The organism is Psychromonas aquatilis (genome assembly GCF_038155185.1).
In the GTDB taxonomy this organism is placed as follows: Bacteria; Pseudomonadota; Gammaproteobacteria; order Enterobacterales; family Psychromonadaceae; genus Psychromonas; species Psychromonas aquatilis.
Genome location: NZ_JBAKAZ010000011.1, coordinates 1 through 20,593 on the forward strand (window position 1 = coordinate 1; position 20,593 = coordinate 20,593).

At 37.1% G+C, this 20,593-nt stretch carries 22 protein-coding genes and 1 riboswitch; of the genes, 7 read left to right on the plus strand and 15 right to left on the minus strand.

Annotated elements, in window-relative coordinates; all coding sequences use genetic code 11:
- The first annotated feature begins 312 nt into the window (after positions 1 to 312).
- Entirely contained in the window at positions 313 to 1,641 is a 1,329-nt protein-coding gene (locus tag V6256_RS04565) for a Na+/H+ antiporter family protein (RefSeq protein WP_341596891.1), read from the plus strand.
- Positions 1,642 to 1,923: 282 nt separating this feature from the next.
- Positions 1,924 to 2,265: a DUF3316 domain-containing protein gene (locus V6256_RS04570; RefSeq protein WP_341596892.1), complete on the plus strand. Its 342-nt coding sequence runs from the start codon at positions 1,924 to 1,926 to the stop codon at positions 2,263 to 2,265.
- Between the two features lie 73 nt (positions 2,266 to 2,338).
- On the opposite strand, the gene V6256_RS04575 is transcribed toward V6256_RS04570, so the two are convergent.
- From V6256_RS04575 to V6256_RS04590, 4 genes are all read right to left on the minus strand, one after another.
- Complete coding sequence (locus V6256_RS04575) at positions 2,339 to 3,280, minus strand: LysR family transcriptional regulator (protein WP_341596893.1); 942 nt, start codon at positions 3,278 to 3,280, stop codon at positions 2,339 to 2,341.
- Positions 3,281 to 3,392: 112 nt separating this feature from the next.
- Complete coding sequence (locus V6256_RS04580) at positions 3,393 to 4,046, minus strand: lysophospholipid acyltransferase family protein (RefSeq protein ID WP_341596894.1); 654 nt, start codon at positions 4,044 to 4,046, stop codon at positions 3,393 to 3,395.
- Positions 4,047 to 4,065: 19 nt separating this feature from the next.
- Positions 4,066 to 4,998, minus strand: coding sequence for a phosphatidate cytidylyltransferase (locus V6256_RS04585; protein ID WP_341596895.1), 933 nt, complete (start codon positions 4,996 to 4,998; stop codon positions 4,066 to 4,068).
- The gene (locus V6256_RS04590; protein ID WP_341596896.1) at positions 4,998 to 5,663 is read right to left on the minus strand and encodes a CDP-alcohol phosphatidyltransferase family protein; all 666 of its coding nucleotides are present in this window, start codon (positions 5,661 to 5,663) and stop codon (positions 4,998 to 5,000) included. Before V6256_RS04590 ends, V6256_RS04585 begins: the two co-directional genes overlap by 1 nt.
- Positions 5,664 to 5,813: 150 nt before the next feature.
- On the opposite strand from V6256_RS04590, the gene V6256_RS04595 reads away from it, so the two are divergent.
- Entirely contained in the window at positions 5,814 to 7,691 is a 1,878-nt protein-coding gene (locus V6256_RS04595) for a DUF294 nucleotidyltransferase-like domain-containing protein (protein WP_341596897.1), read from the plus strand.
- 9 nt (positions 7,692 to 7,700) lie between these two features.
- Positions 7,701 to 8,417 carry a 3'-5' exonuclease gene (locus V6256_RS04600; protein WP_341596898.1) on the plus strand — a complete coding sequence of 239 codons (717 nt, stop codon included), beginning with the start codon at positions 7,701 to 7,703 and terminating at the stop codon, positions 8,415 to 8,417.
- A 119-nt stretch (positions 8,418 to 8,536) separates the two neighbouring features.
- Here V6256_RS04600 and V6256_RS04605 read toward each other — a convergent pair whose 3' ends face one another.
- Positions 8,537 to 10,111, minus strand: a complete 1,575-nt coding sequence (locus V6256_RS04605) for a BCCT family transporter (RefSeq protein WP_341596899.1) — start codon at positions 10,109 to 10,111, stop codon at positions 8,537 to 8,539.
- Between the two features lie 290 nt (positions 10,112 to 10,401).
- On the opposite strand from V6256_RS04605, the gene epd reads away from it, so the two are divergent.
- A complete protein-coding gene (epd, locus tag V6256_RS04610; protein WP_341596900.1) occupies positions 10,402 to 11,421 on the plus strand; it encodes an erythrose-4-phosphate dehydrogenase in 1,020 nt (339 codons plus the stop codon).
- Between the two features lie 49 nt (positions 11,422 to 11,470).
- Here epd and V6256_RS04615 read toward each other — a convergent pair whose 3' ends face one another.
- The 10 genes from V6256_RS04615 to moaA all read right to left on the minus strand — a co-directional run bounded on the left by V6256_RS04615 (position 11,471) and on the right by moaA (position 17,932).
- Positions 11,471 to 11,761, minus strand: coding sequence for a YkgJ family cysteine cluster protein (locus V6256_RS04615; RefSeq protein ID WP_341596901.1), 291 nt, complete (start codon positions 11,759 to 11,761; stop codon positions 11,471 to 11,473).
- A 210-nt stretch (positions 11,762 to 11,971) separates the two neighbouring features.
- Positions 11,972 to 13,027 (minus strand): molybdenum ABC transporter ATP-binding protein, encoded by a 1,056-nt coding sequence (gene modC / locus V6256_RS04620; RefSeq protein WP_341596902.1) that lies wholly within the window; start codon positions 13,025 to 13,027, stop codon positions 11,972 to 11,974.
- Entirely contained in the window at positions 13,020 to 13,706 is a 687-nt protein-coding gene (modB, locus tag V6256_RS04625) for a molybdate ABC transporter permease subunit (RefSeq protein ID WP_341596903.1), read from the minus strand. Before modB ends, modC begins: the two co-directional genes overlap by 8 nt.
- Positions 13,706 to 14,425, minus strand: a complete 720-nt coding sequence (gene modA / locus V6256_RS04630; protein WP_341596904.1) for a molybdate ABC transporter substrate-binding protein — start codon at positions 14,423 to 14,425, stop codon at positions 13,706 to 13,708. Before modA ends, modB begins: the two co-directional genes overlap by 1 nt.
- 157 nt (positions 14,426 to 14,582) lie before the next feature.
- The gene (gene moaE / locus V6256_RS04635; RefSeq protein ID WP_341596905.1) at positions 14,583 to 15,029 is read right to left on the minus strand and encodes a molybdopterin synthase catalytic subunit MoaE; all 447 of its coding nucleotides are present in this window, start codon (positions 15,027 to 15,029) and stop codon (positions 14,583 to 14,585) included.
- Positions 15,030 to 15,278, minus strand: coding sequence for a molybdopterin converting factor subunit 1 (gene moaD / locus V6256_RS04640; protein ID WP_341596906.1), 249 nt, complete (start codon positions 15,276 to 15,278; stop codon positions 15,030 to 15,032).
- Positions 15,275 to 15,769, minus strand: a complete 495-nt coding sequence (gene moaC, locus V6256_RS04645; protein WP_341596907.1) for a cyclic pyranopterin monophosphate synthase MoaC — start codon at positions 15,767 to 15,769, stop codon at positions 15,275 to 15,277. The genes moaD and moaC overlap by 4 nt, the downstream gene beginning before the upstream one ends.
- Positions 15,769 to 16,287: a molybdenum cofactor biosynthesis protein B gene (moaB, locus tag V6256_RS04650; RefSeq protein ID WP_341596908.1), complete on the minus strand. Its 519-nt coding sequence runs from the start codon at positions 16,285 to 16,287 to the stop codon at positions 15,769 to 15,771. Before moaB ends, moaC begins: the two co-directional genes overlap by 1 nt.
- 1 nt (position 16,288) lies before the next feature.
- Positions 16,289 to 16,915, minus strand: a complete 627-nt coding sequence (gene mobA / locus V6256_RS04655; RefSeq protein WP_341596909.1) for a molybdenum cofactor guanylyltransferase — start codon at positions 16,913 to 16,915, stop codon at positions 16,289 to 16,291.
- A gap of 39 nt (positions 16,916 to 16,954) precedes the next feature.
- Positions 16,955 to 17,932, minus strand: coding sequence for a GTP 3',8-cyclase MoaA (gene moaA / locus V6256_RS04660; RefSeq protein ID WP_341596910.1), 978 nt, complete (start codon positions 17,930 to 17,932; stop codon positions 16,955 to 16,957).
- A riboswitch (molybdenum cofactor riboswitch) is annotated at positions 17,923 to 18,074 on the minus strand. (Overlaps the previous gene by 10 nt.)
- Positions 18,075 to 18,207: 133 nt before the next feature.
- Between moaA and V6256_RS04665 the strand changes: the two genes are divergently transcribed.
- Positions 18,208 to 19,830, plus strand: a complete 1,623-nt coding sequence (locus tag V6256_RS04665; protein WP_341596911.1) for a histidine kinase — start codon at positions 18,208 to 18,210, stop codon at positions 19,828 to 19,830.
- 93 nt (positions 19,831 to 19,923) lie between these two features.
- A complete protein-coding gene (locus V6256_RS04670) occupies positions 19,924 to 20,559 on the plus strand; it encodes a response regulator (RefSeq protein WP_341596912.1) in 636 nt (211 codons plus the stop codon).
- Positions 20,560 to 20,593: the final 34 nt, after the last annotated feature.

Sequence of the window (20,593 nt, forward strand, 5' to 3'; positions counted from 1 at the left end):
AAAACGAAATAAAATCAATCTAATCTTGATTGACAAAGAGTGACCATATATGTCCTAGAATTATTTAAAAAGAAAACTTATGGGTGTCCTAGAATTATTAAGAATTATTAAGAATCAAGAATTAACCATATATATCCTAGAATCACTATAATCATCTAGAATCACCTAATATATACCCAAAATCACTACTAAAATCAGGTAAAACCTGAGGCTTTAAATTTATTTGTAGTTTTTTCTGCAAAAGTACAACCTATCTAGTAGAATGCCTGCGATTTTTACCCTTTCACCCAATTGTATTCACAAGGAAGACATATGTTTAACCCGGTTTTACTCGCAGTTTGTATCATGCTGATATTATCAATGATGCGAGTCAACGTTGTTATCGCTTTAACCCTCAGTGCATTAGTAGGCGGCTTAACTGCTGGACTATCTGTGCAAGACACTATCTCAGCTTTTGAAGGTGGTCTAGGCGGCGGTGCTACTATTGCATTAAGTTATGCAATGCTTGGTGCATTTGCTGTTGCCATTTCTAAATCTGGTATTACTGACTTATTATCACAAGCAATTATTAAACGACTTAATACACAATCGACTACACCAACACATACTACTTCGGTCATGATCAAGTACGTCGTGTTTACCATTGTTTTATTAATGACTATCTCTTCGCAAAACATTATTCCAGTTCATATCGCCTTTATCCCTATTTTAATTCCACCGCTACTTGGGGTTTTTAATAAATTGCGTGTTGATAGACGTTTAACAGCTTGTATTTTAACTTTTGGTCTAGTGACACCTTATATGGTGCTGCCTGTTGGTTTTGGTGGTATTTTCTTAAACGAAATTCTACTGAAAAACTTACATGACAATGGCTTAGATATAGTTGCTAGCCAAGTACCAACAGCAATGTTATTACCGGCGCTTGGTATGGTTATCGGCTTGTTAACTGCTGTATTCATCAGCTACCGTAAACCTCGCGTATATGAAGAAAAGCAACAAGCAACCAACGAGTTTAAAAAATTGAATACTGCTCATATTATTGTGGCATTTATAGCAATCATTGCGACGTTAACAGTTCAAATCATCACAGGCTCCATGATCATTGGCTCGCTGGCTGGTTTCACTATCTTCACATTGGGTGGTGTTATCGCTTGGAAAGAAACGCATGATGTATTCACTAAAGGAGTACATATGATGGCGATGATTGGCTTTATTATGATTACCGCTGCGGGTTTTGCTGCTGTAATGAAGGCTACTGGAAGCGTTGATACTTTAGTACAAGGGTTATCATCTTCAATCGGTGATAATAAACCATTAGCAGCATTACTAATGTTAGTTATTGGTTTATTAGTTACGATGGGGATTGGCTCATCTTTTTCAACAATTCCAATTATCGCGACTATTTACGTGCCTTTGTCTGTCGCCTTTGGCTTTTCACCAATGGCGATTGTAGCCTTGGTAGGGACTGCTGCAGCCTTAGGTGATGCTGGGTCACCTGCTTCAGATTCAACCTTGGGACCAACATCAGGTTTAAATTCCGACGGTCAACATGACCATATTAGAGATACCGTTATACCAACCTTTTTCCATTACAACATTCCGTTGATTGCTTTTGGTTGGATAGCGGCAATGACGCTATAATTTAAAATTAAGCTATTAAAGGAAAAGGTTTTCTTTCCCTTTCTTCTACTTTTTCTACGTTAGATCTCCAATCCTCATAATATACACACCAAGCCGTACACCTGCCGATAGGTTTTCAACCCCTTATTGTTGCCAAAAAGTCCATAATGAATGGAAGATAAGTGTGATGACGATCACATAAATAGATTGCATAATAGATTCATCGAGTGGGGCAATGAGGCCAAGACAAGAATGTTATTCACTCTACCAAACAGTATTAAAAAATATTATATAGGTACTATCATGAAAACATTAACAACTTTAGCAGCAACTTTATTAATCAGCACAAGCGCATTTGCAGGCACTCAAATCATTCATTCAGACAAAAACTTTAATACTGAATATTTCGCTGATAAAACCGCTGCTTATGACGCAGGATTTGATTACATTGACAGCTTAAATGATTTATCAAACTCTGCTTTAAAACATAAATTAGCAATCATTACTCAAAACCAAGTTAAAGATCTTAACATTGATGATTCTGAAGTTATGATCGAAGAAGTTGCTAAAAAACGTGGTGAAGTAGCTTACCGTGCTATCATCAATGTTGATTACCACTTCTCTACATACGATAACAAGAAATAGAAGCACTAGATTCAGGAGGCTACCCTCCTGATAGTCGACTTCAATGTTATTTACAATAAAACATACAAAGGTTTTATTGGTACATATCTTCAAAGCCATCGATATAACTATCCCAGATCGGTGGCTTTCCTATTAACTCTTGCACTGCATCGATAAATAATTTCACTAATGGTGTTTGGTTTCGATGAGGATAGAGCGCAGAAATCCCCCAGTCACGATGTGATAATTTATAATTTGTTAGCAAGGGAACAAGTCCCATCTCTTTAATATTTCTATCTAATGTAAATATCCCTCGCTGAGAAAAACCTAAACCAGCTTTAACCGCCTCTAATACTGAGCTTAACTCATTCACCTCAAGTTGCCCTTGTATATTATAGCTTTTCATAATATCGCTGCCGGGTGCTTCAGAGATCAATATTTTGTTAAATTTTTGCTCGGTATTATTATAAACAACAGAAGGTAATTTAATGAGCTCTTCAGGTGTTTTAGGATCCCCATATTTTTTAATAAAGCTCTCAGAGGCCAAAATGGCAACCTTAGCATCGCCAAGTTTACGAGCAATTAAGTTCGAATCTCGTGCTGGGCCAATACGAAAAGCAATATCGAAACGCTCACCAATAATATCACTACGAGTATCATCAAAAACCAATTTAATATGAACATCGGGGTACTTTTCCATAAATTGAAAAGCCGCTTTTTCAATATAGAGCCGCCCAAATAAGCTTGGACTAGTCACTCTTAATAACCCTTTTGGCTGAGATTGAAAAGACTCTGCTAGGCGTCGTGTATTGGCCAATATTTCTCGTACTGATTCAGCCTGGGTTAATATTTCTTTACCCGCATCAGTTAATGATATTGCCCTCGTTGAACGATTTAATAAACGTACGCCTAATTCATCTTCTAGTATTTTGATCTGTTTTGATAATGCAGAACGGTCAATATTACGAATACCTGCGGCTTTTGCAAATGAACCTTGTTGAGCTACGTCTATAAACAAGTCTAGTCTCGTCGACATTCCCATCTTTTATGTATTACCTTATTTATATTAGATTGGTATAAAAAACCAAGAGCTTAGAATGTTTGTGAATTGCTTTCAATAGTCTAATGAAAAGCGACCAAAACACTTATTATTCATCTACAACCACTGTTTTTCTGGTCATGCATAAAGCGAGCAGTTCATTAAATGACGCTGATACTGCTTCAATGTAACATCGCGCATCCTCGTTAAATTCTATCTTTTCACCAATCACCACATCACAATTATAAGGCACAAAAACCGCTTCACCTTTTGGTAAAGCTCGTCCTAAGCCATGTAACATCACGGGCACCACAGCTAATGCTTTTCTTTGTCTAATAATATGGTGTATTCCACGTTTTAATTCACTCAATTGCTCTGGTTTACCGCGTGACCCTTCTGGAAAAATTAATAATATATCATCATTGTCCAGTGCTGCATGACAAGCTTGAAAAAGTGCCTCTTTGTCTCTGATATGTTGGCGCTTAATAGGAATAATACCGATAATATTCAACGAAAACCAAGCAAGGCATTTATTCGATAAAAAATAATCTGCCGCGGCAACTGGCCTTACTTTATGAATTTGACGTAATGGGTATAGACTCATTAACACCATGGTATCCAAATGACTATTATGATTTGCTACAACTATCGCCGGACCTTCTGTCGGCAACCTTTTTTTAAAAAAAACATTTAACCCCAAGCCCAATAAAACTAAAGGTTTAATAAAAATGGCAAAAAATAATACTTTCAAAAAACGATGCATCACAACCTCTATCATGAATCTAGTAGTGTAAGTAATAGACAAAGTGGAAAAACAGTGGCGCAGTATAAATCAGACTATCTATTCTATCTAATAACCCACCGTGACCGGGAATAAGCGTCCCACTGTCTTTGATCGCTAAATCACGTTTTACGGAAGAAATAACCACATCACCAATAAAACCACTAATTGCAATTAAGCAACCTGCGACTAAACCCTGTCCTGTTGTTAATGGCGTTAAGTAAGGTGCCAATCCACCTGAAATAAGGGTAACGGTGAACACGCCTCCAATGAAGCCTTCCCAAGTTTTCTTAGGACTGACCTTAGGGATAATTTTATGCTTACCTAATGTTTTACCCCAAATATACTGGCAAACATCATTAAACTGCGTAATAAAAATAATAAATAACACTAAGCCTAATGCACCGCCTTGTTCATTAAGCACTGGTAATTTCAATAAATAAGCGAGATGACTAACACACAATACACACAACATGACCGCCCAATGAATGGTGCCTAGTGAGCGAATGAAGCCTTTCGTTTCACCAATAAATACGGCACGCATCGGTAAAAACAAAAATACATATATAGGGATGAATATCAAGAACATGCCATACCATTCCGAGGCAACCCAATAATATTGCAGCGGAATAGCAAGGTATGCCCATAACAAAACCCGTCTATCCGCCTGGCGTGTAGGCATTATTGAAAAAAACTCTTTCAAGGCTAAAAAACTTAACAACGCAAAGAAAGAGATCCCGACCGGTGTGGGCGCTAGTAAAATCCCGAAAATAATCGCAATCATCCACCACCATGATTGAATACGTTGCTTTAATTCTGTGTAATCACGATCTGGATTTTTTAACGTTAGGCGGTAACAAACAAGTGAACCAACCACTAACAAAAATACAACAAACATCATCATATAAAAAGAATGTAATGGTACGTTCCACATTATTTAGTCTCCTTATCTTGTGGTGTTTCTAAATAAACATAAGCAGCTCGTGAACGATTATAAAGCGTTAATAAACATCCAAAAAAAATCACCATAAGAGCAAATAATAAACTATAACCTTGTGTATTAAATAACATGTATTCAAGTGGCATAATAACTAATGCGCCAGTCATAATTGCCATACGATGTTGTTTTGCCATCGGCCCTTTAAATAAAGTAGGCGCACCTATTGATGACGCCAGTACACGTACATAAGCAGTTTTCACCGCAAGCAAACCAGCCAACCAGCCCAGTTCAACGGCCCAAGGACAAAAAGTAATCGCATACCCAGCACTCACTAAAATCAATGGGTCAGCGATGCGGTCAGGAATATCATTAAATAGCTCCCCAGAAGCGGTTGACTTGCCGCCTTCCATTGCCACCATTCCATCAAATAAATTACATAATAATCGGCATTGAATGAATAACGCAGCTAACCAACAAAACCAGATATTGGCGTCCAATCCAACGGCTATCAAACAAATAGCAGCTAACAATGCAAATAATACACTGGTGATTGAAATTTGATTAGGGGTAATATTTTTCTGCGCTAAGTAACTGGCAATGTTATTTATTATGGTTAATTCCCGGACTTTTAGTGGGCGACGTGCATTGTCTTCACTCATTATTATTCCCTTTTATAAACTATTGTTTACACTCAATCATTTTTATTACATGAATAGCAAATTTTATTGCTTTTGTTATACATCACTAACATCGTTTACTCTAGTGGTGTAAAATATTTCTCTATCTATTTACTTTAAATCGAGCTCATTATGGAAGTTGAATTACTAGAAATTAAAGATTTTATCAGTCAGTACGCCCCTTTTGATCAACTTCCAGAAGAAGCTATTATCGAAGTCGCACAAAGTATTGAAATATCTTACCATCGCGCTGATGCGAACGTCATTGAATTTAAAGATGATATCAATGAATTATATATGATACGCAGCGGTGTTGTTGAGATATACCGTCGAAATGGCAACCTTTATAATAAGCTTGATCAGGGCCACACCTTTGGCCAAATGGGTTTATTAACTAATAATAAAGTAAGGTTTCCAGCCAAAGCCGTTAAAGATACCTTGCTCTATTGTATCCCAGGTGAAATTTTTTACAGTCTATGTGATCGCTTTGAGTATTTTGCTGACTTTGTTGAAGCAGAAGATAGCGCACGATTGAAGCATGCCTTCGAGAGCACCACTGACAACAATAATGATTTAACCACTTCAAAGGTGAAAACATTGATCACGCGTGAGCCTTTGATGTTACCAAGTGATACGAGCATCCAAGCAGTGGCACAAATCATGGCACAAGAATATCAATCTGCGGCTTTAATTACCGCTATTGATGGAGAAGATGACCCTTCTGAACAATTTGTCGGTCTGATCACTGAACATGACCTCTGTGCCAAGGTGATCGCCACAGGGTTAAGTGTTGAGAATTCCGTCTCAGAAATTATGTCTACTGAATTGATCTCATTAGATCATAATGCTTATATCTTTGAAGCTATGCTATTAATGCTTCGTTACAATGTACATCACTTGCCTATTTTAAAGAACAAATCCCCTATTGGCCTAATTGAAGTGTCAGATATTGTGCGTTACGAATCTCAAAATAGCTTATTATTTGTCAGCAGTATTTTTCAACAGCAAACTCCTGAGGATCTGGCTCAACTATCCGAACAATTGAAAGATTGTTTTATGCGCATGGTAAATGAGGATGCTAACTCGCATATGGTCGGCCGTGCAATGTCTGAAATTGGTCGTAGCTTTAAGCAACGTTTATTAACACTTGCAGAAGAAAAATTTGGTCCTCCACCTATTCCTTACTGTTTTTTAGCATTAGGCTCAATGGCTCGTGACGAACAGTTATTGGTAACAGATCAAGATAATGCCTTAATTCTTGATAATAGTTACGATGAAGCATTACACGGTGATTACTTTAAAGCGCTAGCTGAATATGTATGTGATGGGTTAGCTGCTTGTGGTTATAGTTACTGTACTGGCGATATTATGGCGACAAACCCAGAGTATAGAAAAACTCAATCACAATGGGAGGCTTGTTTCTCTGATTGGATAGATAACCCCAACCCGCAAGCTTTACTAAATTGTAATATTTTCTTTGATTTAAATGGCGTTTATGGTCGTATCAAATGGGCTGAGCAACTGAATGCATTTATTCTCCGTCGAGCGAAAAAGAATAACCGCTTTCTAGCATGCCTAGCGAGAAATGCGTTAAACAGAAAACCACCGCTGGGATTCTTTAGAGACTTTGTCATGGAAAGCGATGGTCAACACAAAAACTCTATTAACTTAAAACGTCGTGGAACTGCACCACTTGCGGACCTAATTCGCGTCCATGCATTAGCAATTGGCTCTTCTTCGCAAAACTCCTTTCAGCGCTTAGAAGATATCATTGAATCTGGTATTTTACCGCACTCTAAAGGCGCTGATTTGCGTCATGCCATGGAGTTAATATCCTTAGTGAGGCTACGCCATCAAGCATCTGATGTGGAGATGGGTCTTGAACCAGATAACAATATTGAACCTGAGAATATGTCGGACTTAGAACGACGCAATTTAAAAGATGCATTTCTCGTCTTAAGTAATGCTCAAAATTTCTTAAAATTCCGTTATACCGCGAATAAGTTTTAGGGAGTCACTATGCCAGGACCTATTCATAAAGAGATCTTAAATTGGAGTGCATTTTTGCAGATGCAATCTCAACTTTGTAAGGATACTCGTCTAAAAAAATTCTATGATCAAGGGACTTACCCTAATGATACAAAATTAAAAGACATAGAGTTTGTCGCACTAGACTTTGAAACCACTGGGTTGGATGCTAGACAAAACAGCATTATTAGTATTGGTTTGATCCCTTTTAATTTACAGCGTATTTTTTGTAATCGCGCCAAGAAATGGTACATCAAGCCCGAGGATAAGCTACAAGAAGAGTCGATCATTATTCATGGTATAACACATTCCGACCTGCAAGGTGCGCCTGATTTATTAGGAGTATTAGCGCCCTTACTCGATGAGCTAGCAGGAAAGGTTGTGGTAGTACATTACCGTAATATTGAGCGTGACTTTTTAGATCGAAATCTTCGATCAATGATTAAAGAAGGTGTGGTTTTTCCGCTTATTGACACGATGCAAATAGAAGCGAATATCCAACGCCAACAAAGCGCTGGACTACTAAATTGGTGGAAAAAAAAGAAACCAAAATCAATTCGTTTGGGAAATACTCGTTGGCGTTATAACTTACCAAGTTATCAGCCTCATGATGCGCTGACCGATGCTATTGCAACTGCTGAATTATTTCAAGCTCAAGTAAGCTACCACTATGACCCTGAAATGCCTATTCAAGAGTTATGGCTGTAAGTTATCTCTAGAAATGAGATTAGAGCTAACAATAAAAAAGCCGATTAATATACATTAATCGGCTTTTTTGTTTTTACTTATTCGCCGCACCTGATGGTTAACGGTGAATAGAGATTAGTTTAGCGTTTTTCTTCTGTTTTCATTCCCATTACCAAGCTGATACACATGATCAACAAGATAAATGTAAACGGTAACGCAGTTGAAATAGTACCGGCTTGTAATGCTTGTATCGCATTTGTACCACCAACCCATAACAGTGCAATTGCGATAGCACCTTCAATGCTTGCCCAAAAAACACGTTGAGGAACAGGTGCATCAACTTTACCGCCTGCGGTAATACTATCAATAACTAATGAACCAGAATCAGAAGAAGTAATAAAGAATACTAATACTAATACTACGGCTAATATCGACAAAATATTACCCATTGGTAATTCATCAAACATTTGGAACATTGCCAGCGGTACTTCAGTTAAACCATTAGCGCCTAATTCACCAACATTATTCATGATTTGTTCAATCGCAACGCCACCAAATACAGACATCCAAATGATCGTTACCAAAGTAGGTATAATCAACACTGCAGTTAAAAATTCACGTACTGTACGGCCTTTAGAGATACGCGCAATAAACATACCAACAAATGGGGACCATGAAATCCACCATGCCCAGTAGAACACAGTCCAACCATGCATCCAAGCTTCATCTTCACGACCATGCGGATTACTTAATGGAATTAGGTTTTCAATGTAGCCCATTACCGTTGTTGGAATAGTGCCCATTGAAACAGCAAACGTCACTAAAGCAACGAAGACAACTAATGCTAATGCTAATAACATATTAATGTTACTGATTAGTTTTACACCGCCATCAATACCACGAATAACTGAAATTACTGCTAACATAGTCACGCCTACGATCACAGTAACTTGTGTGGTGATACCCGCACTGATACCGAATACATGATGTAGACCACTCGCAGCCTGTTGTGCCCCCAAGCCTAATGATGTAGCTAAACCGAACAGAGTAGCAATAACCGCAAGGATATCAATGATGTGACCAGCCCAACCCCAAGTACGATCACCTAAGATTGGGTAAAAAACAGATCGCATTGAAAGTGGTAATCCTTTGTTATAAGCAAAGAATGATAAAGATAATGCAACAACCCCGTAAATTGCCCATGGGTGTAATCCCCAATGGAACATGGTTGCACCAAGCGCTAATTTTGCCGCTTCAGGTGTATTGGGTGTGACATTTAATGGTGTTTCATACCAACCGGTAAAGTAAGCAGCGGGCTCCGCTACCCCCCAAAACATCAAACCAATCCCCATCCCAGCAGCAAATAACATTGCTATCCATGACAGTGTTGAATAATCGCTTTTTGCATCATGTCCACCAATACGAATTTTACCAAAAGGGGTTACAATTAATGCAATACAAAAAATCACAAAAATATTTGCAGACCACATAAACAGTCCATCAAAACTACCGATGATATTCCATTTCAAGCCATCTAAAGTCGCTTTAGACACTTCCGGGTCAATTAACATAATGGCTAGTAAGAAAGCAGCTACTAACCCTGCACTTGTTCCAAATACAGGGTTATGAACATCAAACCCCCATTTTTGAACGTTATCTTGACCTACCGTGTAATCGGTATTGTCGATACTGTACTTATCCTTTTTAAGACTCATTCATCCTCATTTAGAGCAACATACTCTGTTTGTGTATTTAATTTTAAAAGTATATTAGCAAATTAAAAATGACATTTCAGGTTTGTTATTTGATGTTTTTTGTTAAAAATTTATGAAATCCTCAAAAACAGAGTCATTTTTATGTAATCTATTGGTTTTTATCAGCGATTAAGGTTATTTTGATTTACAATACCGCCTCTCTTATTTGTATCAAATAAAGTCAACTGATTTGCTTTTAAATAACTCAGTGTAATCGGTACAAATTTACTCTTATTATTATGGAATTATTGATGTCTCTTCGCATTGCAATTAATGGATATGGACGTATTGGTCGCAGTTTAGTACGCGCTATATTCGAAGCAAACCAGCAAACACAAATTGAAATAGTCGCCATTAACGAACTCGCTAAAGCAGAGGCTATTTGTCACCTTACTCAATATGATTCAACGCATGGCCGCTTCCCATTCCACGTTGAGCAACGCGATAATCAATTAACGATTGAGAACCATACAATTGCCCTATTAGCCTATGAAGATATTCAAGCTTTACCTTGGGACGCATTAGACATTGATATCGTGATTGATTGTACTGGTATTTTTGGTAGTAAAGCAGATGCCGAGGCGCATTTATCAGCGGGTGCAAAGCGCGTTATTTTTTCACACCCTGCGGATCACGATGTTGATGCGACGGTTGTTTACGGTATCAACCACCAGCAATTAACAGGTGAGGAAACTTATATTTCAGGCGCATCATGCACTACAAATTGTATTGTGCCTGTGATTGCGAGTTTGGATGCAGCTTTTAATATTAAATGTGGCACAGTCACTACAATTCATTCGGCAATGAATGATCAGCCTGTTATTGACTCTTACCATAACGACCTTCGTCGCACCCGTGCTGCAAGCCAATCAATTATTCCAGTAGATACTAAATTAGCTGCCGGCATCGAAAGAATACTACCCAAATTTGCCAATAAATTTGAAGCCATTGCCGTACGTGTCCCTACTATTAACGTTACTGCAATGGACTTAAGTGTCACCGTTGATACAAATGTTTCTATTAATGATATTAACGATTGCCTAAAAGTGACAGCACAAGGAGAGCTTAAGGGAATTTTAGGTTATACAGAAGCGCCATTGGTTTCTGTCGATTTTAACCATGACCCACGCTCTTGTATCATAGATGGTACACAAACACGAGTTAGTGACGGGAACTTAGTGAAGTTATTAGTGTGGTGTGATAATGAATGGGGTTTTGCTAATCGTCTATTGGATACCTGTTTGTATTTGAAAACACTCTCAGAAAAATAACAACGAAAATAAACAGGTTTAACTAACAGTCAAACCTTGAATACAGGCATTATTTTGCAGCGATGAACTCTTCGCTGCATTCATAAGACCCCATCTCAAAGATCCGACATACCCAAGGTCTATTTTCGTAAATAGTGCATAGTTTTGTTTCTCTATCGACACAAATACACCAGCCGTCATCCAATCGTTTCATGGTTTCTCCACCCCACTGGTCACGCTCTATATATTGCTCTGGTACACCCGTGTCCGTGATCAACATCACCTCTAATTTGCAACAAGCTGCACTACACTTTGCACAAGTCAGTTGATTTTCACTGATCTCTTTTACTGGTATTGTCATTGATACTTTACCTTTAAAAAATTTGAAGGAATAAGCCTATAGACCTTGAGCAACAAAAGATACAATAAAGTTGCTTTTATCTGCTAGTTAAGATTTTAACTATCATGATGAAAAAGCAGCACGGGACATTGCTGTTAATCATAGATAATTGATAAAAATAATAATCAAAAGAAAGTGCTAAACGTGGCGCACTTTAATATAAAGCCGCAGTTAGTTAATAATACTCATGGTTTTAACATGCGCGTAAACTTGACTGCCAATACTTAAGTTTAAGTTATTGAATGACCTTAACGTAATGTAAGCATAGATAAACTGCTGTTGTAATTTTAATGTTAATACGACAGCTTCCGGCTCTTCTCTATAATCAACGACCTCTGTCAGTAAACAATTTAATAACGAGCTTTCCTGTATCGGTTTCATCGCAACAATCACATCCCGACTGTTTATTTTAACCTGAATACTATCCCCTAATGGAGGATGTTCAGCTGATACATATAAAGGCTGTCCATCTACATCTCCTTCAATAAGCGCTTCTTGTGAATCAAAACGATTAACCTGCACATTCAAAATTAAACCTTGTTGAGCAAACTTTATTAATGATAGCTGGCTATCTAAAAAAAGTTGATGCGGTTGCCCTATAGCCTCTACAGCACCTTCATGAATTAAGATCATTTGTTTACTCAAATAAAACAGTTCATGCTCTGAATGAGTCACATAAAGTATTGGAATGGTTTCACTTATCTTTTTTAAAAAAGGTAATAGCTTCTTTTTACTACTCTTATCCAATGATGAAAGTGGCTCATCCATTACCAGTAATTGCGGGTTTATTAATAAAGCACGAGCAATTGCTATTCGCTGCTTTTGTCCACCAGATAGCTGTGTTGTTTGTTGTGTTAGCAATGATTCAAAGCCTAAGTCTTTAGCAAGCTTGTTGATAGTAAATACACTTTGATTGCTTTTATTAACAGCTAATTGTAAGTTCTGCTGTACATTTAAGTGCGGAAAAAGTCGAGGCTCTTGAAAAACAACCCCAATCCGTCTGCGCTCTGCAGGGACAAGGCACTTATCACCGGTTAACCAAGCTTGCTGATTAATATTAATGTCTCCAAAACAAGGTTCTAACCCCAGCAAACAACGCAGCAAGGTCGTTTTACCTGCGCCTGAATCACCAAAAATAGCACAGACACCAGAGAGCTTAATTTCACCTTGAAAATGCAGTTCTTTGCGTGAATGCTTAAACTTTTTAATAACATCAAATTTAAGCATTTAATACTCGCTGCTGTCGTTTTTGTAAGAAACCGTAAATGATCACTAATAATGAAATAGAAAAGGTTAATAAGATAAAAGAGAGTTGATGGGCAGCGCCATATTGCAATGATTCAACATGGTCAAACAATAAAATAGACAATACCTGTGTTTCACCAGGAATATTACCACCAATCATTAATACCACACCAAACTCACCTATGGTGTGTGCAAAACCTAACGCACTCGCAATAATGAAACTAGGTAATAACATAGGGAATATGATTTTGTATAACCGTTCATACTTTCCGTATCCCATTGTTAATGCAACTTCTAAATAACTTTTATCGAGGTTGATAAATGCACTCTGTAAGGGTTGCACCACAAAGGGCAAAGAATAAATAACCGATGCAATGACTAATCCAGTAAAAGAAAAAGCCAAAGAGCTATCATTAAATGTGAGCCACCACTCCCCTAAAAAATACTCAGGTGAAAAGGCGATTAATAGATAAAAACCTAATACTGTCGGCGGTAAAATAAGTGGTAATGCCACTAAGGATTCAATTAAGGGTCTAATTTTAGCTTGACTACGAGCCAGCCACCATGCCAGTGGCGGCCCAACCAACATCAAGATCAAAGTGGTTAAGCTAGCCAATTTAAGTGTTAGCCCTATCGCTTGGTAATCCCCTGTTGAAAGCATCACTGGTAACCTTGTTTTTGAATCTGTTGCTGAGCCTGTTTAGATAACAGAAAATTTACAAACTGCTTTGCTTGTTGCTGATTTTTAGTGGTGACAATAATTCCTGATTGAATTAAAGCTTGATGCCAACTCACCGGAATCAAAAAGTAATTAGCCTGATTTTTTTGAATTAAGGCAGCATAGGATACTAACCCTGCAGGTACATTTTTAGACTCTACAAATTGAAAGGTTTGATTAATATTATTACCTTGAATTAAGTTTGCAGCTTCCCATTTGTCAGCAAACCCTAACGCTTGTTGAGCAGCGATACCATAAGGAGCAAATTTAGGATTTGCGATTGCAAGTCGCCCTGTATAATCGATAAAGTCCTGTGCTGTTGGTGTTTGTAATGCATCAGGTTGCCAAAAAGCAAGACGTCCCTGAGCATAAATAAAAGCCTCGTTATCACCAACTTTGTGTTTCTCTTTTAACAAATTAACGTGTTTTTGATCTGCTGATAAATATATATCAAAAGGCGCCCCATGTAATATCTGCTGATAAAGCGTCGCTGTAGAGGCACTGGAAATAGTCACAGCTATATTGGTTTCTTGCGTAAATTGTTCTGCTATTTGTTGCGCCGTTATTTTAAAATTACTGGCAACCGCTATATTTAAACTGGCATAAGCAGGAAGACTTAAAGACGTAACCAAGAATAGCACTATCCAAATCATAAACCGCATAACTTACCCTTTATATTAAAAAAACAAAAATGGCGCCATAAGCTGCCGTTATATTTAATGCACCATTCAATCTCATCACCAAATTCAATTCATCACTAATGGTTAATTGTAGGATTACACACAACGACTCAAACTACCGCCTTTTTTGTTTTATTCATTATGCCCATTTGTTCAGCGCTAACTGATCATCTTCTCTTGCGTCAACCCACTTTGTTTGGCCATCAGCCATGGTTTCTTTTTTCCAAAAAGGCGCTTGTGTTTTTAAATAATCCATCACAAATTCACAAGCTGCAAAAGCATCGCCTCGATGTTGGCTGGCAATCCCTACATAAACAATTTGTTCAGAAATAGCAAGCTGACCGACACGGTGGATAATAGTAGATTCAATAATATCCCAACGTTTTTTTGCTTGCTCAACAATCTCTACTAAACATTTTTCGGTCATCCCAGGGTAATGCTCTAATGATAAATCACTAACGCTTTGCCCTTGATTGATATCCCTTACTAATCCTGTAAAAGTTACAATCGCACCAATAGACGTTTTACTTCTCAAACGTTCGTATTCAATTTGTTGATTAAAGTCTTGCTCTTGAACTTTTATCATTTAGCCACCTGTCACCGGAGGAAAAAACGCGACTTCATCACCACTGTTTAATGGCACATTATGATTTACCATATTTTGATTAACCGCTTTTAAACAGGGTTGAGCACTTAGCACTTGCTCCCATTTCGGATCATATTGCTTTAAATAATCCAATAATTGATCTGTATTTTCAGCTGCTGAAGCTGCAACTTGTAATTCACGCAGGCCTAATTGCTCGCTTAATTTTGCAAAAAAGAGTACTTTAATCATGAACAAACCTTATCAACTGCTTTAAAATGACCGGATTTACCACCCTTTTTCTCCAATAACTTAACCGCTGAAATAACCATGTCTTTTTGTATTGCTTTACACATATCATAGATAGTTAGTGCGGCGACCGATGCGGCAGTTAATGCTTCCATTTCAACACCCGTCTTACCTGACAATTTACACAAACTTTCAATTCTCACTCGGTTATTTTCTTTATCAGCTGTAATATTCACTTCAACTTTGGTTAATGCTAATGGATGACAAAGCGGTATTAAATCTGCGGTTTTTTTAGCGGCCATAATCCCAGCAATACGCGCAGTAGCAAAAACATCGCCTTTATGATGCTGACCATTAACAATCAACATTAATGTTTCTTCGGCCATCTCAACATAGGCTTCTGCAACCGCTTCGCGCACCGTCACCTCTTTTGTTGTGACATCAACCATATTGGCTTTACCTTCTTGGTTGATGTGAGTAAAAGTAGCAGACATTATTTTGCTCCTACATGCGGCATGAAGTTACAAGGTTTATGCTGTGAATTAATTTGCTCTTGAATTATCTTTGTCCATGCTGTTTTACAAGCACCAGTTGAACCTGGCATACAAAAAATAACAGTATTATTAGCAAATCCAGCTAAGGCACGACTTTGAATCGTTGATGACCCTATCTCTTGATAAGAAACCGCGCGAAATAACTCGCCAAATCCTTCGACATGCTTATCAAATAAAACAGAAACAGCTTCAGGCGTCGTATCACGAGCAGTAAAACCTGTCCCGCCAGTAATTAAAATCACTTCAATTGACTTATCGGCGATCCATTGTGAAACGATGGCTCTAATTTGATAAGGGTCATCAATTACAATTTGCTTATCTGCTAATTTATGGCCTGCTTCCGCTAGTGCTTTTACTAGGTAACCACCAGATGTATCTGTTTGCTCGTCACGAGTATCTGATACAGTTAAAACGGCAATGTGTGCTGAACTAAATTCTTCGCTTGAAAGGTGATTCATATTAATCCTCTTTTTTTGTTTTTTTAAGATCATAATTAATGGCTTGCTGTTGCAATGTGTTAAAGGTTGCTAAGCAATCCTGAAATTGTGTTGGGGTATTGGTATTTTTAAATCGGTATTGGTTGGCTGTGGTTAATGGCACCCCTTGCATATCAAGTGATTCGAATAATCGAAATAAGGATCTTGACTTTTTATGCTGGGAGTTCACAACATTGGATAAATAATCAGTCAGTGGCTCAGTTAATGCGAGCAGGATTGGGAAGATCGCTGCTTGATAGTACAAGCCAGCCGCATTGTTTGTTGCTTTATAACAATTTAGTAAATGGGTACAGTCTTGCACAGCTAATAACGGCATATCAACGGGTATAATGAGCATGGCATCATATTGCTCATTCAAAAATGAAGCGCAAGCGGCAATCCCTGCGATTGGTCCTAAATTGCAGTGCTGATCTTGAATACAATTAAACTCAGGATAATCACCACTAACATAACAATCACTTAAGCCGGCTTCCTGCAATAAATTTACTGCACGGGTTAGCAAGCTATTTTGATCAATGATCAAGTTAGCTTTGTCTTCACCCATACGTTGCGATTGCCCACCAGCTAGTACTACGCCTGCTATCTTCACATTTCCTTCCTACACTTAATACACTATCAATCGTCGCTATTATCCGCCAATAGAGGCGAGATGTGGCGTGCCACCGGTTAAGCCTAATTCAAGAAAATGTGATGATTTTTTATCGTTTAATGCGTCGAGAATAGTTGATTTAAGTTGTTCTTTATCTGAACTACTTTGTAACAAATGCCGTAAATCAACACCTTCTTCTCCAAATAAACAAAGATGTAAACGCCCTACTGCCGAGACCCGTAAACGGTTACAGTTATCACAAAAATCTTTGCTGTAAGGCATTATAAGCCCGATTTCTCCGACATAATCAGGATGTGTGAATACCTCTGCAGGGCCATCATTAACTTGACGTAATTTAGGGATCCATTGTTGGCTTAATAAGGTTTCCTTAATACTTTGACCTGATAAATGGTAGCGGTTAAAAAATTCATTATTATCCCCTGTCTGCATCAATTCAATAAAACGCAGTTGGATAGGCTGATTTTTAATCCACGCTAAAAAAGTCACCAAATCATGATCATTTAAACCTTTCATTAATACGCTATTTACTTTCACTTGCTTAAACCCAGCGGTAGAACAAGCTTCCACACCTTGCATCACTTTATGGAATAAATTTTTCCCCGTGATCAAATTAAATGTATTAGCATCTAAGCTGTCAATACTAACATTAATAGAATCTAAACCTGCCTCAAACCAGCTTTTAGCATTTTTCGCTAAACTAAAACCATTAGTAGTAGTCGCAACTTTTTCTATTCCATCCGTATCGCTAATTTGTTTGATAATATCTGGAAAATCTTTGCGTAAACTCGGTTCCCCTCCTGTGATCCTGATTTTACTGGTACCTAACTCTGCAAAAGCAGTAATCAGATTATTTATTTCTTGTTGTGATAAAAATTGCTTTTGATGAGTTCGTTGATACCCATCCGGTAAACAATAATTACATTTAAAATTACATTCATCTGTTATTGATAAACGTAAGTATTCAAATTTTCGATAATACTTATCGACTAGTTTCATGGTCAGTTCCTTTCCAAACACGGGAGGCAAACCCATTTCTAGGTTTACCCTTCTTAACCAACTTAGGGTTAAGCGGCTTGCATCACATATTTACTTTAAAAAAAGTAAACTTAGTGATACAAGCTCGGAGCTAATTTATATATTATACGTTATTCAAACCTCTTTTTAGGAAACTTAAATATCATGCAAAACAACATTCTCAACTAAGTATGAAGATTAATCCACTACTTCATTCAATTTCAATTGCAAAAGTTATTACGACAACCGTTATTTTAATGATGATAATATCGGGTACGCACCTTTTTATCTATTTAACCAATACACATAGCCAAAATTATAACAATATTGCCATTGATAAATTGATTGATATAAGAGAACAGACTAAAGCATTTTTAATATCAGACGATTTAGATACAAGAAAGCTCAAAGAGATTTTTAATTTATACTCTCCTGAAAAACAAATTATCTTATTAAAAGATAAATTTTTTGATGTTAAAGAGATATGTGAGGCTAATACTGAATTACAAATTATTATTGATAAAATAATAGAAAATACTGATGTTATAGACCAAGAGCAATTGATCTATAACATCAGTAATTTACGCAATACAAGTCAATACGCTATCACGAAATACAGGGTATTATTAGATAAAGAAACCACCGCAATTTTTATTTCACAATTAATATCCTTTGCTTTATTTCTTTTGCTGGTCGTTTTTTTACTTTGGTATTGCCATCGATTTATTATTGCGCCTCTAAGACAATTAGAAGAGAATGTTCGCTCTATTTCTAATCATCGCTTTCATGTTAACTTCATGGAAAGTAGCAATGAAATAGGGCTACTTTCAACACACCTTAAAAGCATGTCTGCTGACTTAGAAAACTTAATCACTGCAATGCAACAAAAGGTATTTGATAAGAATTTACAGCTAATAGATGCAAATAAAAATATACAATTTTTATTTGATACCTCTCAAAAGCTCAATACAGTAGAGCTGTCTATCCCGATTATTAAAGAGTCGCTCAATGCGTTAGCCAAACAAACTAACTTAAGCAAACTTTGTTTAGAGTTAGCTAATGGAACGCAAATTAGAAGTGATCACGCTGATTCTGATAATCATATCAATAAACACAGTATCCCAATACTGTTAGACAATAAGCCCTATGGTCAATTGAATTATATTGAAAAAGTACCCGGTGCTAGTAATAACTCTGTGATTGCTAGTTACAGCCACTTAATTGCACAAGCTTTACACCATAAAGAGTACACTTTACAAGAACAGAAGCTGCTATTAGTGGAAGAACGTGGGGTTATTGCAAGAGAGCTGCATGATTCTATTGCACAGGCGTTATCTTTTTTAAAAATACAATGTACTGTTTTGAAAAGACAAATAAGTAATCATGATAATAACAACCAAGATGTGATTGATTCAGTCAACAATATTAAAGAAGCCATTGATGATGCTTATATTCAACTGCGTTCATTATTATCAACTTTTCGTTTGAATATTAATATTGCTGACCTGAAAGAAGCTGTTTTAGCAATGGTCACTCAATTACAAAAACAAACCACATCACATATTACATTAGGGCATTTTGACTCAAACTTTCAAATGCATGCCAATCAACAAATTCACTTATTGCAGATAATAAGAGAAGCAACGGTTAACGCAATGAAACATGCTAATTGTAATAACATTGTCATTACTTCTACCGTTAAAGACGGTCAAGTCTGTATCTGTATCACTGACGACGGTATCGGCGTATCCAATACCCCACAAAAAGACAATCATTATGGAATGGAAATAATGACGCAACGTGCTACTGAGCTAGAGGCCTCTATAGAAATATATGACATAGGAGATGGCAGTAAAGTCGAGCTTATTTTCGATATTTAAGTGTTGAATGACGATTTACGAACATTTCACGTTTTAATACTACCACTATTCCTGTATAAAGATTAATTAAGAAGAAGTAAAGGAACTTTATAAATGAGCAATGTATCCACTGTTATTGTTGTTGATGATCACCCGCTAATGCGCAAAGGGATCACACAATTATTAAGTATTGATCCAAATTTTGTCGTTCTTGATGAAGCGACAAACGGCATTGAAGCCGTCAGTATGGTTAAAAAACAACACCCAGATATGGTATTGCTAGATTTAAACATGAAAGCAGTCTCTGGTTTAGAAACATTAAAAGCACTACGTAATGATGGCATTGAAAGTAAAATAGTTATATTGACTGTTTCAGATGCCAAGCAAGATGTTATCTCTTTAATTAATAATGGCGCTGATGGTTATCTGTTAAAAGATACTGACCCAGAGATATTACTTGAAAGCCTATACCAGATTCAACAAGGTAAAGTAGTTGTAAGTGAAAACCTACAGCATTACCTTGAATGTTTAGGTGAAGAAGATAATATTCGCGATAAAATGGCAACACTAACCCGCCGTGAAAATCAAATCATGCATGAGATTTCAAGAGGTTTAAGTAATAAAGAGATCTCAGAAAGTTTGAATATCTCAGAAGGCACTGTGAAAGTACACGTTAAAAGTCTACTTAAAAAACTAGGCATAAAATCACGTGTTGAAGCGGCCGTTTTATTCTTAGAACAACCTAAATAAAGTTAGTCTCTATAAGCACATCAGACATAACTTA

Bases quoted from the DNA above. Each gene is read 5' to 3' on its own strand.
- V6256_RS04670 (WP_341596912.1), top strand. From the start codon at position 19,924: ATGAGCAATGTATCCACTGTTATTGTTGTTGATGATCACCCGCTAATG.
- V6256_RS04595 (WP_341596897.1), top strand. From the start codon at position 5,814: ATGGAAGTTGAATTACTAGAAATTAAAGATTTTATCAGTCAGTACGCC.
- moaB (WP_341596908.1), bottom strand. From the start codon at position 16,287: ATGAATCACCTTTCAAGCGAAGAATTTAGTTCAGCACACATTGCCGTT.
- modC (WP_341596902.1), bottom strand. From the start codon at position 13,027: ATGCTTAAATTTGATGTTATTAAAAAGTTTAAGCATTCACGCAAAGAA.
- moaA (WP_341596910.1), bottom strand. From the start codon at position 17,932: ATGAAACTAGTCGATAAGTATTATCGAAAATTTGAATACTTACGTTTA.
- V6256_RS04605 (WP_341596899.1), bottom strand. From the start codon at position 10,111: ATGAGTCTTAAAAAGGATAAGTACAGTATCGACAATACCGATTACACG.
- V6256_RS04570 (WP_341596892.1), top strand. From the start codon at position 1,924: ATGAAAACATTAACAACTTTAGCAGCAACTTTATTAATCAGCACAAGC.
- V6256_RS04580 (WP_341596894.1), bottom strand. From the start codon at position 4,046: ATGCATCGTTTTTTGAAAGTATTATTTTTTGCCATTTTTATTAAACCT.
- moaD (WP_341596906.1), bottom strand. From the start codon at position 15,278: ATGATTAAAGTACTCTTTTTTGCAAAATTAAGCGAGCAATTAGGCCTG.
- V6256_RS04565 (WP_341596891.1), top strand. From the start codon at position 313: ATGTTTAACCCGGTTTTACTCGCAGTTTGTATCATGCTGATATTATCA.
- modA (WP_341596904.1), bottom strand. From the start codon at position 14,425: ATGCGGTTTATGATTTGGATAGTGCTATTCTTGGTTACGTCTTTAAGT.
- V6256_RS04585 (WP_341596895.1), bottom strand. From the start codon at position 4,998: ATGTGGAACGTACCATTACATTCTTTTTATATGATGATGTTTGTTGTA.
- V6256_RS04615 (WP_341596901.1), bottom strand. From the start codon at position 11,761: ATGACAATACCAGTAAAAGAGATCAGTGAAAATCAACTGACTTGTGCA.
- moaE (WP_341596905.1), bottom strand. From the start codon at position 15,029: ATGATAAAAGTTCAAGAGCAAGACTTTAATCAACAAATTGAATACGAA.
- V6256_RS04665 (WP_341596911.1), top strand. From the start codon at position 18,208: ATGATGATAATATCGGGTACGCACCTTTTTATCTATTTAACCAATACA.
- epd (WP_341596900.1), top strand. From the start codon at position 10,402: ATGTCTCTTCGCATTGCAATTAATGGATATGGACGTATTGGTCGCAGT.
- V6256_RS04590 (WP_341596896.1), bottom strand. From the start codon at position 5,663: ATGAGTGAAGACAATGCACGTCGCCCACTAAAAGTCCGGGAATTAACC.
- V6256_RS04600 (WP_341596898.1), top strand. From the start codon at position 7,701: ATGCCAGGACCTATTCATAAAGAGATCTTAAATTGGAGTGCATTTTTG.
- V6256_RS04575 (WP_341596893.1), bottom strand. From the start codon at position 3,280: ATGTCGACGAGACTAGACTTGTTTATAGACGTAGCTCAACAAGGTTCA.
- moaC (WP_341596907.1), bottom strand. From the start codon at position 15,769: ATGTCTGCTACTTTTACTCACATCAACCAAGAAGGTAAAGCCAATATG.
- modB (WP_341596903.1), bottom strand. From the start codon at position 13,706: ATGCTTTCAACAGGGGATTACCAAGCGATAGGGCTAACACTTAAATTG.